Below are 13,374 nucleotides of genomic sequence, written 5' to 3'. Positions count from 1 at the left end.
AATGTGAGCACCTTGGCTTTGTGACATCACGACTCGGGACTTTGTGCAAAACTTCTGTGATATGCTAGAATAGAGCCAAGGTTTCATTCTCCCCAAGTTGTACTCCGCGCTCCTATGCCAACCCTCACCAACATCCGTCATGAAACCTTCGCCCTGCGGGTGGCCGCGGGGGCGATGGCTGCCGCTGCCTACAGGGAGTTGTACCCTCGCTGCTCGGTGGCAGTCTCCAGTGGGAGTGCATCGGAGCTCCTGTCCACGCCCAAGGTTGCCGCCCGGGTGAAAGAGATCCGGGAGGAGATGGCGCAACGAATGCAGGCGGAGGCTTACCTGAGCCTGCATGAGAAGCGGCGGATGCTGGCGGACATCGCCCGGGTGAACGTGGTGACTCTGATGGATGAAAAGGGCGCGCTGGACATCGCCAAGGTGAGGCAACTGCCGCCCTGGTGCATGCAGGAGCTCACCATCACGGAGAACGAGCGTACGGACAAGAGCGGGAACACCACGACGACCCGGCAGATCCGGGTGAAGATGGTGGACAAGCTCCGGGCGATCAAGCTGGACAGCGACCTCGAGGGCACGGAGAAGCCGCCCGCGAACACGAATGCCCGCATGGGGGCGACCAAGCGGGCGAGGGACCTGCTCAAGAGGCTGCCGGGGCATGGGGGACACCTGATAGAGGCCACCGAAGTTGGCCAGGCAGCCGCCAGGTAAATGGCCAAAGTGCGCAGAGTCGTTCAAGTCGTGGCCCAACAGCCATGCGGGCAGGCCCGGCTCTGCGGGTTCGGGCGGGATGCCATAAGCCAGGCTCACGCTGGTATCTCCGCGAACCGTCAGAAGAAACGTCACGGAGGGGAGGCTGAACCCTGCGGATCTGGGGAGCGTGGTCTCGTAGGTGAATCAATCTGTGAAAGTCGATGGCGAGTTGGCTCCAAGTCGGGGCAGGCAGGCTACCATTCCCATGCCGTGAGGGTAAAACCCATGCATGGAATCAACTCCCTCTGCAGCAGGTGAAGAACCGCTGCCGTATCCGTATTCGTCACCTTCGTCTGAAGTCACAGCCGCCACGCCAGCCCCCGATGCCGCGATCACGCCTTCGGAGGTCATGCAAGCTGCTGCGTCGGCAGAAGTGAAGTCTGACACCCCTCCTGCAGACAGCCGCCCTGCGATCAAGCTCCCCGAGAACGCCAGCCTGGACGAGATCATCGCCAGCATTCCGGATGAGGTCGTGGCCCGTATGTCGAACGCGGAGATCGAAGCGCTAGCTTCCGGCGACCTTCAAGCCGTGGCCAAGGTCCTCAACCTGCCGGAGCCAGCACCGAACCCTCAGACGCCTGCGTCTGCCCGACAAGCAGCGCTCACACCTCCCAAGTCTGACCTTGAGAGCGACGAAGACGGTCCCACGCGCATTTCTCTGCGGGCTCTGCCCCCGAAGGAACGCAAGGCCGTTGCCGACGCCATCCAGGCGGTCAAGGAAGGCAGGTTCAACACCTTTGAAGAAGCCCGTGCTTCCCAGACCCCCAAGTCTGCTGAAGCGGCGTCCGCGGAAGCGAAGGTGGAGCCAAGCCCTGAGTCATCGCCGAAGGTCAAGGAGATCCAGCAACGCATTGCCGACATCGAGGCCAAGCAAGAGGCTGCCGCAACCGCTTTTGATAGCGTAGGGCTCCTCAGAGCGAACCGCGACCTGTTGGATGCGAAGCTTGAGCTCAGAGACGCCGAGGCGGAGTTCAAGGCCGAACAGTCCCACCATCTCAATTGGTCCCAACAAGAGGCCCACCACGTCACCGAAGCCACCAGGCGGTACCCTGAGCAATTCGCCAACCCCGAATTCCTCGAGGCACTGCAAGACGCTCGCGACCTGGCGGAGCATCGGAGGGATCCCATCTTGGAAGGGTCGGACTGGCCGCTCAAGCTCACTGAACGTGTGGCCGCCAGATTCAAGGCAGCAGCTCACTCTGCCACTGCAACCCCGTTCCCCAGGCCTCCTGCACAGGAGTCCAGGGTTCGAGGAGCGTTGTCCTCCCCGACTCCTCCTGGCACACCGGCCATGAGCGTTGAGGAGGCTCTCTCAGCAATGGACGCCTTGTCTGAGGATCAGGTGGACGAAGTGCTTGCCGGGATCAAAGCCCGTGAGCGCGCCGGTCTCCTGCGTCGGTAATTCAATGGCTTCGGACGTGCCCCTCTGTGCCGCGGTTTGACCTTAATTTCTAAATATCATGCCTGGAACTTACAACGCCAATGCCAGCGTCGAGACGCTCTCTGATGTGCTGGCAACGGCAAGCGATGCCAAAGGGAAACTGTATGCGAAGAAGTTGGAAAGCGGTGCTGCCGCCTACGATGACTTCAAGATGTTCGAGGGGCCCGAGGATTCGGAGTCTGTCTTCTATGTCAAACGCGACCTGACCAAGTTTGGCGGGCAGCAGATGACCTTTACCGTGCAATCTGACCTGGCAGGCCCTGGTGTGCGCGGTGAGGAGGAGCTGACTGGGAACACCAGCACGGCCAAGTACAGCAACTACCATCTCACCGTCGATTATTTCCGCGATGCTCATGAGATTACCAAGAAGGAGCGCAAGTTCCTGGCGGCTGGGGCGGATCTGGACGAGCACTGCATCAACAAGCTGAAGGTCAAGCTGGGCCGCCATCGCATGTACGACATGAAGATGGCGCTGATCCGCCTGGCCAATGGCAACGTGGTGCGGCCGAATGGGCGCAAGACCCGTGACGCGATCACGGCGGCGGACACGATGTCGCCCTCGTTCCTGATCACGACGAAGCCGCAGGTGCAGCGTCTGGGAGCACGACCGATCAATGTCTCCAAGAACAAGGTGGGGTCACCGGTGCACCGGCACATCGCCTACATGCCGGATGTGGCGATGACGGAGATCCGCAACTCGACGAGCTACCAGAATGCTCTGGGAAACTCCATCGAGCGCGGGGATCAGAATCCGCTCTTTACCGGGCGCCTGGTGGACTGGATGAACATTGCTCTCTTCGAGCATGTGTTGATCATCCCTGATGTGGACGACCACATCAGCGATCCGACGGCACCGCTGGCGATCCTGGGAACGGCGTTCAGTGTGGACAGCGCCCAGTCGAGCTGCAAGCTGATCGTGAACAGCTCGAACACGCGGCACCGCTACTTTGAGTGGTTCCCCGGCTATGACTACCAGTGGTACGAGGGCCAACAGGCGAATCCGGACGCTGGTGTGTACTATGCGTGGCTGGTGAACCCTGATGGCAGCGTTGGCTTTGTGCGGTACACGGGCACGGGCAACAATGGCAACCAGATCACTCTGACGGGGATCCTGTCGCCTGATGGAGCGGGTACCTCGACCATTGGCAGCGCCACGCTGGGGAACCTCGATGCGACGGGGGACACGTGGGACCATGTGCCGGCTCCTGGAGGTGTGGGTGGTGGTGCCAATACCAATGGTGACTTCAACTACACTGACAGCTTCCAGGTGGGTGCCTACATCATCCCGGCGAACGCCAACGGCATGCCGATCGGGCATGGCTTCTTCTTCGGCAAGGGGGCTGCCCTCCGTGGATACGGCCAGACGGATACGATGATCAGCCAGTCGCGGGACTATGAATTCGTTCATGGTCGCGGGTTTGAGTCGATCTTCGGTCAGGCGCCGACCAAGCGCACCGATGGGAAGACGTACGGCTACGGCCTGATGGAAGTCGGCATCCAGCACCCGGGTCTGGAAGTGCCTGCACTGTAAGTAAGACGTTCACCAGACTGGCCGCGCCTTTCCGAGAGGCGCGGCCTTTCTCCCAATCTTCTGAGCTATGATCACCCGATTCGCGCAGCTTCCCCTGGAAATCAGTACGAAAACCCTCCTGCCGTATGCAAAGCCTGGTGAGCCCATCGTCACGATGCGAATGTTGGCTGTGGGCAACCTGTCTGCCTTCCGCATGGGGGGCAGAACGAACCGGGTGTTCCGGTTTGAGTACAGCAGGGCGCTCTCGTGCCATGTGCTGAGCATTCCGCTTTCTCTGTGGCAGATGGACAAGCTCGCCCTGGCCCGTGAGGTGTTGGACCAGCGTCTCATGCATTCGATCATCGTCGATGTGGAGGTGGGAGGGTCTGCCGCTGGGCAGCCCGAACCATCGGCGCTGGAGCTCCGACCGGCTCCGAGAGTGCCTGGTGCGCCTGGTGCGCCGGAACGGGAGGGCAATGGCAGCCAGGTTGTTTCCAAGGACTCCACGGTCCCGGAGGTGCCTCTGGACGAGGGCAAGGTGGCCGTGGTGCCTGACATCGCCAAGGTGCGCGCGGTATTCAAAAGCATCCGGCCCACAAGGCTCAAGCGCCTGGCCGACGAGCTCCACGTGGACCCCGAAGTGGTGCGCAGCCTCATCGAAACCGAGGGGTCGGGCCTTGTCATCAAGAGCGGAAGCTGGGTGGACTGTGCCGAATCTCCGGCACCGGACTCAGCGTCTGACGAGTAATCTGCCCATCCACGCAATCATCAAAGTTCCCATCATGAAATCACTGTTTCCCATTCTCGCACTCGCGTCCTTTGCCTCCGTCATCTCTGCGCAGGCCGTTCCCCAAGTGGAAGCTGCCGCCAAAGAGGTGAAAGAGAAGGGAGGTGTAGAACCGCCCATCTCGTCCCTGGCCCGTGGCCTGCTGGATGCCTCCGGTGACCTGGTGGTGAAGGCGAAGGACGGCAAGCTCGAGTTCGAGGGCTCGAAGAAGGATGCCTTCAGCGCCTCCTTTATCATCACCAACCCGACGGCGCGCCGCAGTTGGACGTTCCCGGACGGTACTGGCACGGTGGGCCTCCAATCCACGGCCACGCTGGCGGCGGCTGCCACGGTGTCGTTTGCGCCGGCCTCAAGTGTCTCGTGCTACCTGCTGACACCGGCCCAGAACGAGACCATCAATGCGGTGAAGACGGGGGCGGTGCCGGGCCGAAGTTATTTCATCCGGATCCTCACTTCGGGGATCTCCAGCCATACCTTGACGTTTGGCACGAACTTCAAGGCCACAGGCACCCTGGCCACTGGTACTGCGGATGCGAAGGTCTTCGTGGTGCAGTTCATCTACGATGGCACCAACTTCAACGAAGTGAGCCGGACGGCCGCAATGTAAACCCCCTGTGGCCATGACCGTCCGCCAGTCCGTCAACGATCTGCTCGGGTACCTGACGCCGGAGCAGCGCACGATTCCCGCCGCCAACGGGGAAGATGATCCGCTGCCTGCTTGCCTGGCGGCGATCAATGGCGCGTTGACGGAGCTGGCGACGCTGGGGCCGCTGTGGCAGTTCAGGGCCCGCCGCGGGGCGCGGATCTATGCGCCGACGACGGTGACCATCCCAACCCTGACAGCGGGGCTATCGACCTTCACTCTTGATGCGCCCTGGCAGGACTGGATGCTCGGCTGCTCCATCCAGCTACCGGGAGATCCCTGGAATGAGATCGTGAGCCGGTCTGGCACCACGGTGACGCTGCTGCACCCAATCGTGCACAGTGCGGGCTCCAACGTCTCTGCGATCATCTATTGCGATTGCGTGACGGCAGGGAGTGATGTGCTGCAGGTGTTGCGGCCGGTGTCTGTTGCGGATGGGCATGAATTGGCTCCGGTGAACAACCTGTCTGACCTGCAGGCCTCCGTCTATGAGTACTGGCCCCAGGAAGACTATGGCCGTATGACCAACCGAAGCGCGGCCGTGAGAAGGACGGGGACTGAACCTGCGCCCCGGTTCTACTGGGCAGATACCAACTATGTGGTCTCGGCAGTGGCCGCTGCTTCCCGGATCCGTCTGGGGCCGATGCCGAACGCGGAGATGATCCTGCACTACCGGGCGCGCATCTCCCCACCGCGATACACACTGGCGGATGTACACGGCGGCTCGCCAGGGTATGCAGATCCCGGTACGAATATTCCGCTACGCCCTGACCTGGTGCAGACGATCTTCCAACCGATTGCCCGGCAACGCTTCACTGGCAGTCCTCTCTTCCGCAATGACAACGCCGTAGGTGAGATCAAGCGACAGTATGAGGCGGCCTATGCCATCGCCAGGCAGATGAAGCCACAGGGAGCCTCTGGCGTGTTTCTCCAGCCCGGACACTGATTCATGGCCAGATCTTACAAGGACATTGCCCAAGAGCTGCGTGACAGCGCGGCGGTGGAGCTCTCCAGCAAGGGCACCCCCTTTGACCGTCTCTACACTGAGCAGGAGACGATCCCACGGACGAAGGCGAGCCCGAAGTATCCGGCGGCTGCCAGTCACACGGTGCCGCCCAAGTGTGTGCCTGGCGCGGTGCACCCCAAGTGTGCCTATCTCATCCTGGTGGATGCGTACAGCACCGGTGGCGATGATTCCCACGATAACTGGGTGCTGCTTTATCGGCTCGACCTCCAAGCCTTCTGTCTGGCGTTCCCCGAGGTGGGGACTTGGCCGAATCTGCTGGCCAAGGATGGTGCCGTGATCAGTGACGAGTACTCCAGCGTGGAGCCTCTGATCGAGTGGCGCTTCGATGTGGTGAACCCGGACAGCTACACGAAGCCGCCCAAGGGCACGGCACATCCGCTCATCACGCAGGCCAAGCTTACCAAAGAGGTGATGACAAGGAGGGGACCGATCGCCTCCATCGTGCGGGTCTATGAAACACTGTCGGTGGCGGTGGACTACGAGTACGACCCGGAGACGCTGGACCGGGTCTCCATCTCCCGGCAGATCATCCCGTACGTGACACCGTCCGCAAACCAGCCTGCAGGCCACGAGATCACTTACAAGGAACTGGGCAGCGACTTCCAGCTCAAGGTGGACCGCAACATTGGCACGTCCCCCTCAGGATATAGCTTCCCCACGTGGGTGACCTTTATGTTCCCTGCAATCGTGCTCGCGCACAACTTCGCCAGCGGGGTTTTGATCGGGGACCGGTGGGTCTATCATCCACGGATCCGGACGGGTTTTCGAAAGCGGGCCCGCGGGAAGGTGGAGGTGACGTTTCACTCGTCCCAGCCGAGCCCGGCCAGCATCTACCAGATCGTCCCGGAGGACATTGTTTACAATGGGGTGCTCTTCGATGTGGAGTTCCGCAGTGTCCTGGTGGACGGGGCCACGCTTTCCTCCTCCGGGGGCCTTGGGACGGAGTCGGTCACCTTTGCGAACACCACTCCGAGTGCCTCTGCCTATCTGGCGGCGATCGGCTCGGAGGTGGTCATCGGAGAGCAGATCAGCCGCTGGCGCTATGGCTTGTGGAGGCGGGAAATCCTGAAAATCACTCTTGAGTAAATGGACGAATCCCTGCCCCAGATCCCGAGCCGTGCAAAGATAGCCCAGGCGATCGCCGAGGAGCGGGAGGACCATGCGCGGCGGCAGGAGCTGGTTGCCAGCGGGAGGGCTCCGCTCTATGAAGCGGACCAGTTGTTGTCTGAACCGTTCCTGCAGATCGAGCCCAGCCCGCAGCGGTCGCGGCAACGACAGGCCTCCACCGTCACGGAGCAATGCCCGTTTAACTGGGCGGCGCGGGACAACGGCGGCGGGGTATGGGTGTTGTATCAGCGATCCCCCCTGGGGACCATCAACGGCTGGCTGCCCAGCAACACTTTCGCCGGTGCAGAAACGAAGAGCTTCGCCATTCCTTCAGGAGTGACCTACCTGGTGCTTTCCTGCACCGCTTCTGGCGCGGATGTGACCAACGCCGTGTATGCCCTGGTCTCCACGGCCCCCGACCCCATTCCCGTGAACGAAGGCACGCCGCCATCGTCGTGCGACATCCTGGTGGCGGTGGTGGTGAGGGGTACGACGGGATCTGGCGAGTACGTGAAGGTGCATCGGGCCACCGGTTGCGGGCAACTGAGCGTGGTGCCGAAGCAGACGCTGGCCACGAGCCGCCCGGCTGGGGAGCTTACCTGTGGGTCTGACCCCTACCTGAGGCACTGGACGTGGCTGGTGACGTTTAACTAGGACTAGCCATGCTACAGTGGATCACCCCGTCTGAAACCGGCTATGGCCCGATCGGCTATAGCTCCTCAGAGTTCACAACCTCGACGGAGCTTAATTCCACAACCTACTTCAGGGGGATTGCCCGCACAGCCACGGGCACGCCCAAGGAGACAGAACGGTGTACAGACAGCCAGGACTTCACGAAGAGTTTCGAGTTTAGCGAATCGCGCACTTACTATCAGGACCAGAGCCAGACCTCGCGGGAGATGTCTTCATCGTTCGCGTCCACGTATTATGGCAGCGCGGCTTTTACCTATCTGTTAACCGTGTCTAGCAACTTCATGATCTCGGATGATGTCACCCGTTCCAGCACCATGACCGACGAGGAGGGCGAGACCAAGACGGGTTCCTACTCCAGCAAGGAGATTGTTTCTGACGATGGCGAAGGCGGTCGCACGACGTGGCGCACCACAGAATACAGCTATGAAACCCAGTCTATGGATCTGCACTCTTGGGGCGAGACCGGCACCCGCAGGCGCTTAGATACAAGTTCCCTCACGTACTCGACCACGGACGGCCATTCCTACAACTATGAAACCACTCTAACCAATGCCACCTCCACCACGCAAATGCTCACGGCGACATACTCCGTTGACGTGTGCACCATGGAAACCACGGCCGTCACGACGGATTTCACCACGCTGACGTCGTGGCGAACCTATGCGGGGACGGGCACGGTGGTGACGGGCGCCGATGCGAGCACCTACTCCATGGGCACCACCACCTGCTTGATCCACGTGGACTGGACCACCTCCACGTACGAGGACCTGGGTGAGATGTTCACAGAAACCATCCAGATGACTTATCAGACAATCACGCAGGTGGGCAGTGTGGTTGAGGGGGGCACCTTTGCGTGCGGTGACCTGGATGTGTACGACACCCACTATGCCCCGCAACTGTGCCACAAGCTCTACACGGCCGGCCCGCATGGCGGGGGCCTGTCCGCCTTTGATGAGGTGTGGAGCACCGTGGCGGAAACGGTGTTTTCCGCTTACATCGGGGAGCCGTACACGGACTCGTTCGCACACGGCACCGTCTCAACCTACGATTCCCAGACCACGGCAAGGTCCGTCACCGGCACGTATCAGACGCGGGTGGTCACCACTGTTCGCCAGTTCCGTTCGGAAAGCTCAATGGAGTTCGCGGAATTCAACTACTCCGGCACGGAACTGACCGGCACAGACGCACCGGTCCTGCTGTGGGGGGGCGGGTACAACACCTGGGAAATCAATCTGCGGCGCCTGGAGAACGGTTACATGCCCGCATCGGCGCTGGCCACGAGTGACAACATCTACCACACGTACACGATTCAGGTGGCCGCTTCCGTGACCAACGTGGATGAGCAAGCCTTGCGGGCCGAGGGTACGACCTATCCCTGGCTGAACGTAACGCAGGTGAATACGATTCACTCGGATGACACCCTGAACATGGGCGGGGCGGTTTCCCCCAAGACGTTCGCCTGGGGTGATTTAAAAGGGGGCTACGGGCAGGCCGGAGGCGGCGTCACCGTTGTGCGTTACCCTGGGGTGTATCTGTACACCCTGCAGGGTGCAGACAATGAGACGCTGGACGGCAGGGTGACGATCACGACGGAAACGTCCTTCACCGCCAGCCGCGGCGTGATGTACGCCCATGACGCCCTCAGCGCGTACACGGACGGGGGCAGCTGGCCATTTCATCAAAAGGTGCTGCTCCTGGAAAGCTCCTGCGGCGGCGACTTTGTAGCGCAGTTCTAATGACGATATCCAAACGACACATGAAGCTTGTTATCTGCACATACGCAACGGAGACATTCTGCTACGCCCTGCAGGCGCAGGAGCCCCTGCTGGTGGCCAACCTAAAGACGGCGGGCGTAGGGGCCCATGAGGTTGCGTTTCTGATGTCTGGTGACGGCAGCGCAACGAGCCGGACGGCCTTTGAGGGGGTGCGGACGGCGCTGAACCGCTGGGCCTCCGGGGCTGCGGGCAAGGAGTGCTGCGTGCCGTGCGAGTACATCGCGTGTGCCGCGGGCGAAGCGCGATCCGCGGGACATGGGCATGAGACCGGGAGCAATCTGAACATTGCCAGGATGCAGGATGCCTGTTTTGCCCGGGCGAGAGAGATCGGCGCGGACTACCTGTGGAGTCTGGAAAGCGATGTGCTGCCCTCCAACAACTGCCTCCGTGCGCTGCTCTCTGCCCTTCAGTTTGACGGCGGGTACTACTCGGTGGCAATGGCGGCGTACCCGAATGAGGAGTTCCTGGGTGGGCACGGTTCCCCGACCCACTGGATCAACCCGAACGTGTACGATGAAGAGCGGATGGCAGACGGGGAGCTGCAGACCAGGCTTGCCGCGGCCAAAGAGGCTCTGAACTCCGCCGCCGAGAGCGAGGCCGGGGAGCGCCGCAAGGTGGTGGATGAACTGCTGACGGAACTCCGGCAATGCCCGGCCAAGGCGAACGCTTACGGGCTGAATGCGGCCCGCTGGCGTCGGCGTGGCTGGCTGAGCCATGCGTACCCAGGCATCGGCCTGGGGGCCATGGTGCCGACGGACTGGGTGGGGATGGGGTGCACCCTGTTCACCGCGGATGTCGTGAACTGCACGAACTGGCTGGGCTACGAGGGGCATGGCACCCAGGACCTGTGGGCCTGCTGGAAGATCTGGCAGCCCAGGGGCTTCCGCCTGTGCGTGGTGCCGCACGTCACGTGCTCCCACGCCAAGGTGCGATGGGAGGACGAGAAGCCCACGGCCACCCTGCTGCACGCCTACCACGAAGCGGGCGGGGAATACCACGGCCACCTGCGTGTGCAGAAGCAGCCGTTCAAGCTGCCTGACTCGTGGGGGGGAAGGGGGCAGGGGGAGGTGACTTCGTGATGGCCGCGCAACTGAGTCAGCGGACATGTGTCCGCTGGCTTCCGGGGAGGTCTAGGGGAGGTGGGGGATGTTTAGCGGTTGTGGGACCCATCGAAGTCTGAGTTTCTAAGGAGCGGGAAAACATGATTGACATGGTCTCCGATTTGTATACTATTCGATTTGTATACTGGTTTTGCTATGAAACTGCCATCACCAACCGAGTGGGCTCTACTCAACGCGCTTCCTGCGAGGGAAGTCAGCGGGCGAGAGCTTGCGAAGATCTATGAAAAGGAGACTGGGAGCGCCATCTCCTATGGAACCTTGTACACGACTATGCGCCGCCTGAAGGAAGCTGAGTGGGTCGAGTCGAGGGATGAAGATGAAGGTGATCGCCGCGTACGCCTTTTCAAACTATCAGGCAAAGGGGCTGAGTGGATGCCCAAGGCGCGCGCGCTTCACGTTTTCTATGGGAAGGAGGCTCTTTCATGAGCAAACGATACGAGTTTGTCGCCACTGGAATTGCAAGTGCGATTTGGTACTGGAGCGTCTACCATTCTGGTTTGAGCAACTTGCAGTTGGTTGCCTCATGCGTGTGCGTGATTTTTATCGTGGCGTTGAGCGTTTGGATCTTCAATTTACGCTATGAAAGGGAGATCAAAAAGAAGCTTGTTAAGCGTAGGGGGATTGCCACCCAGGACCTGAGGGGAACGTATTATGCATATGAGGAAAATAACTCCCTGCTCCTAACATTTGAGGCCAAAAAGCGCTATGTGATCAGAGTGGCAAAATCAGTCGTAGCACATCTCAGATCCACTCGAAGGGTGTCGCCATCATTGCTTTTGGCGTTGAGGATGTTCCTCCCTCGAAAGCAGCGTGAAGAGATCGACCTGATAATTTCAGACCTTGTTGAAGACATCAAGGAGATGAAGGCTGCGCGGCGTGGCGGCATCTACATTCGATGCGTCGTAGGGTGGCATACAGTCCGCACGATCATAGCCTATTTGTGGGACGGTTCGCTGCGTATATTTAGAAAGATCATTCCGCTCGCAGCCCTCTTTAGAAAGCTCGGGTTCTGAGCGCATGCCTCTCACAATCATCTCGGGTGGACCGACCGGGTTGTGGATTCCACATGGTGGATGGTGCCTCGATGGCACGAAGGGCCGCTAAGGTGTGCAGTTTACGCGCTCTCCGTTTACAGGAGGGCGCGTGGCTTAAAATTTTGCTGGCGCGATTCGACCCATATACTCTACAAAAATAGGGAATCCTTTGAGTTCCTTGGGGAGTTTTTTAGAAGCGCTTGCGGGTATCGCGCTTCTTGTATACAGAACTAAACCCACTCTACCGGCAATCTCCGTGATGCCCACACTAGAATACCACCACTCGCCTTGGCACTGCTGAGCCAATGCAAGCGCGGCTTCTCTAGCTGACGGTTCAAATACCATGGTTACCAACAAGACTAAACGCTGTTCGAGGGATAAGCGACTCCAGAACTGTTGAGATGGGGCTAAAAATCGCCCTCTCTGATCTGCCTCCCACAGCAAAAAGCAAACCAACGGCAGCCTTCCCATCTTCTGTTACGATGAGACTTCCAGAATCCCCTGGAAGAGCGAAGGGGTCCCCATCCTGGCTGCGCACAGTCCAGGTGTCTTGGAACCAAACATCAGAAGTGAATTTGCTTGACTTGTACGGAAGAGTCCAGGGTGTTGGGACAAAAGCTTCCACCACTCCAAAAGTAAGACCAGTGGTCCTTCCAAATTTTTTTACGTGCATGCCCGCAACTGGGGCAATAATCGCAGTAGGTGTGTCATAGCCATCGTCCTCATCACCTTGCCATGAGCTAAGAAGGGCAGCATTCTCGACAATTGCGTGCGCAGCGTCAACGGTCATGGGTTGAACGAGGGTGGGATTGGCACTTCTCAATTCCACCATATTGGTGAATCGGCAAACTTCTCCCGGAGCCCGCTTACCAGCTTTCGCATCCATCGGTGCCGGCCCCAGGATGGGGATGCCAACTTGGGTGTGATTGCAGGCAGCAAAGACGTGGTTATTTGATAAGGCATAGGTGCTAACCCCTTCAGTAATAAGTGCCCCCAGTGTGCCCGCATATCTTTCGCCGCTAGGCGCACACGAGCCACCGCAGGCCGCGCGAAGTCCCTTGGTGTAAAAGTGTCCTGACGTCGTCCTTGAGCTTGCCGGAGCGGGACCAGCTTTTGGTTTCCCCATAACTTCAGCACGGACCCGAACCCCTTCCAATTCGTTGGGAATTTCGCTCAGCGCCTTCTTCGATCCGCGCGTGACGTAGATTAGGACCTCTTCTTCCTTTGCTCCCGATGTGTACCCTACAGATTGTACGAATAAACCGGCGAAACCCTCTTCAGGTTCAAAGTAGGGCTCAATGTCATCGAAAGCAGCGGGGCTAAATGCGGGCCCTTTTGCCTTGAATAAGCCACCCTGGATTGCGTCATAGTTCCCATTCTCAAAGAACTTCTGAGCGAGTATTTGCGTCAGTTTCTTTACATTCATGCACCATAAAAAAAGCGTTCTGCGCTAACTTGCAACAAAAAGTGGAACGCTGTGGCG

At 59.8% G+C, this 13,374-nt stretch carries 13 protein-coding genes; 12 read left to right on the top strand and 1 reads right to left on the bottom strand.

The genetic code is table 11. The annotated features are described in order from the left end of the window. Positions 1-114: 114 nt before the first annotated feature. The 12 genes from VSP_RS27935 (at position 115) to VSP_RS27880 (ending at position 11,870) form a co-directional block, all read left to right on the top strand. Entirely contained in the window at positions 115-711 is a 597-nt protein-coding gene (locus VSP_RS27935; RefSeq protein WP_009964889.1) for a hypothetical protein, read from the top strand. Between the two features lie 271 nt (positions 712-982). After that, positions 983-2,155 (top strand): hypothetical protein, encoded by a 1,173-nt coding sequence (locus VSP_RS27930; protein WP_029190819.1) that lies wholly within the window; start codon positions 983-985, stop codon positions 2,153-2,155. Between the two features lie 58 nt (positions 2,156-2,213). Beyond that, the gene (locus VSP_RS27925) at positions 2,214-3,725 is read left to right on the top strand and encodes a major capsid protein (RefSeq protein WP_009964886.1); all 1,512 of its coding nucleotides are present in this window, start codon (positions 2,214-2,216) and stop codon (positions 3,723-3,725) included. A gap of 67 nt (positions 3,726-3,792) precedes the next feature. After that, positions 3,793-4,452 carry a hypothetical protein gene (locus tag VSP_RS27920; RefSeq protein WP_009964884.1) on the top strand — a complete coding sequence of 220 codons (660 nt, stop codon included), beginning with the start codon at positions 3,793-3,795 and terminating at the stop codon, positions 4,450-4,452. A gap of 34 nt (positions 4,453-4,486) precedes the next feature. Beyond that, positions 4,487-5,098, top strand: a complete 612-nt coding sequence (locus VSP_RS27915) for a hypothetical protein (RefSeq protein ID WP_009964882.1) — start codon at positions 4,487-4,489, stop codon at positions 5,096-5,098. A 13-nt stretch (positions 5,099-5,111) separates the two neighbouring features. Then, complete coding sequence (locus tag VSP_RS27910) at positions 5,112-6,080, top strand: hypothetical protein (RefSeq protein ID WP_009964881.1); 969 nt, start codon at positions 5,112-5,114, stop codon at positions 6,078-6,080. Between the two features lie 3 nt (positions 6,081-6,083). Further along, positions 6,084-7,247, top strand: a complete 1,164-nt coding sequence (locus tag VSP_RS27905) for a hypothetical protein (protein WP_009964880.1) — start codon at positions 6,084-6,086, stop codon at positions 7,245-7,247. Then, on the top strand, positions 7,248-7,922 hold the full coding sequence (locus VSP_RS27900) for a hypothetical protein (protein WP_009964879.1): 675 nt from the start codon (positions 7,248-7,250) through the stop codon (positions 7,920-7,922). Positions 7,923-7,930: 8 nt separating this feature from the next. Then, on the top strand, positions 7,931-9,697 hold the full coding sequence (locus tag VSP_RS27895; protein WP_009964878.1) for a hypothetical protein: 1,767 nt from the start codon (positions 7,931-7,933) through the stop codon (positions 9,695-9,697). Positions 9,698-9,717: 20 nt separating this feature from the next. Beyond that, positions 9,718-10,815 carry a hypothetical protein gene (locus VSP_RS27890; RefSeq protein ID WP_009964877.1) on the top strand — a complete coding sequence of 366 codons (1,098 nt, stop codon included), beginning with the start codon at positions 9,718-9,720 and terminating at the stop codon, positions 10,813-10,815. Between the two features lie 177 nt (positions 10,816-10,992). After that, entirely contained in the window at positions 10,993-11,283 is a 291-nt protein-coding gene (locus VSP_RS44045) for a PadR family transcriptional regulator (protein ID WP_009964876.1), read from the top strand. Beyond that, entirely contained in the window at positions 11,280-11,870 is a 591-nt protein-coding gene (locus VSP_RS27880; protein WP_009964875.1) for a hypothetical protein, read from the top strand. Before VSP_RS44045 ends, VSP_RS27880 begins: the two co-directional genes overlap by 4 nt. Positions 11,871-12,225: 355 nt before the next feature. On the opposite strand, the gene VSP_RS40125 is transcribed toward VSP_RS27880, so the two are convergent. Further along, positions 12,226-13,317, bottom strand: a complete 1,092-nt coding sequence (locus VSP_RS40125) for a Nal1-like putative serine protease (protein WP_009964874.1) — start codon at positions 13,315-13,317, stop codon at positions 12,226-12,228. Positions 13,318-13,374: the final 57 nt, after the last annotated feature.

This window comes from Verrucomicrobium spinosum DSM 4136 = JCM 18804 (assembly GCF_000172155.1).
Classification (GTDB): domain Bacteria; phylum Verrucomicrobiota; class Verrucomicrobiia; order Verrucomicrobiales; family Verrucomicrobiaceae; genus Verrucomicrobium; species Verrucomicrobium spinosum.
Note: the sequence above shows the minus strand (reverse complement) of the source record. Positions and strands in the feature narration are given on the sequence as shown.

What these genes read in the sequence shown, in the direction of transcription:
- VSP_RS27935 (WP_009964889.1), top strand. Translation starts at nt 115, where the DNA reads ATGCCAACCCTCACCAACATCCGTCATGAAACCTTCGCCCTGCGGGTG.
- VSP_RS27930 (WP_029190819.1), top strand. Translation starts at nt 983, where the DNA reads ATGGAATCAACTCCCTCTGCAGCAGGTGAAGAACCGCTGCCGTATCCG.
- VSP_RS27925 (WP_009964886.1), top strand. Translation starts at nt 2,214, where the DNA reads ATGCCTGGAACTTACAACGCCAATGCCAGCGTCGAGACGCTCTCTGAT.
- VSP_RS27920 (WP_009964884.1), top strand. Translation starts at nt 3,793, where the DNA reads ATGATCACCCGATTCGCGCAGCTTCCCCTGGAAATCAGTACGAAAACC.
- VSP_RS27915 (WP_009964882.1), top strand. Translation starts at nt 4,487, where the DNA reads ATGAAATCACTGTTTCCCATTCTCGCACTCGCGTCCTTTGCCTCCGTC.
- VSP_RS27910 (WP_009964881.1), top strand. Translation starts at nt 5,112, where the DNA reads ATGACCGTCCGCCAGTCCGTCAACGATCTGCTCGGGTACCTGACGCCG.
- VSP_RS27905 (WP_009964880.1), top strand. Translation starts at nt 6,084, where the DNA reads ATGGCCAGATCTTACAAGGACATTGCCCAAGAGCTGCGTGACAGCGCG.
- VSP_RS27900 (WP_009964879.1), top strand. Translation starts at nt 7,248, where the DNA reads ATGGACGAATCCCTGCCCCAGATCCCGAGCCGTGCAAAGATAGCCCAG.
- VSP_RS27895 (WP_009964878.1), top strand. Translation starts at nt 7,931, where the DNA reads ATGCTACAGTGGATCACCCCGTCTGAAACCGGCTATGGCCCGATCGGC.
- VSP_RS27890 (WP_009964877.1), top strand. Translation starts at nt 9,718, where the DNA reads ATGAAGCTTGTTATCTGCACATACGCAACGGAGACATTCTGCTACGCC.
- VSP_RS44045 (WP_009964876.1), top strand. Translation starts at nt 10,993, where the DNA reads ATGAAACTGCCATCACCAACCGAGTGGGCTCTACTCAACGCGCTTCCT.
- VSP_RS27880 (WP_009964875.1), top strand. Translation starts at nt 11,280, where the DNA reads ATGAGCAAACGATACGAGTTTGTCGCCACTGGAATTGCAAGTGCGATT.
- VSP_RS40125 (WP_009964874.1), bottom strand. Translation starts at nt 13,317, where the DNA reads ATGAATGTAAAGAAACTGACGCAAATACTCGCTCAGAAGTTCTTTGAG.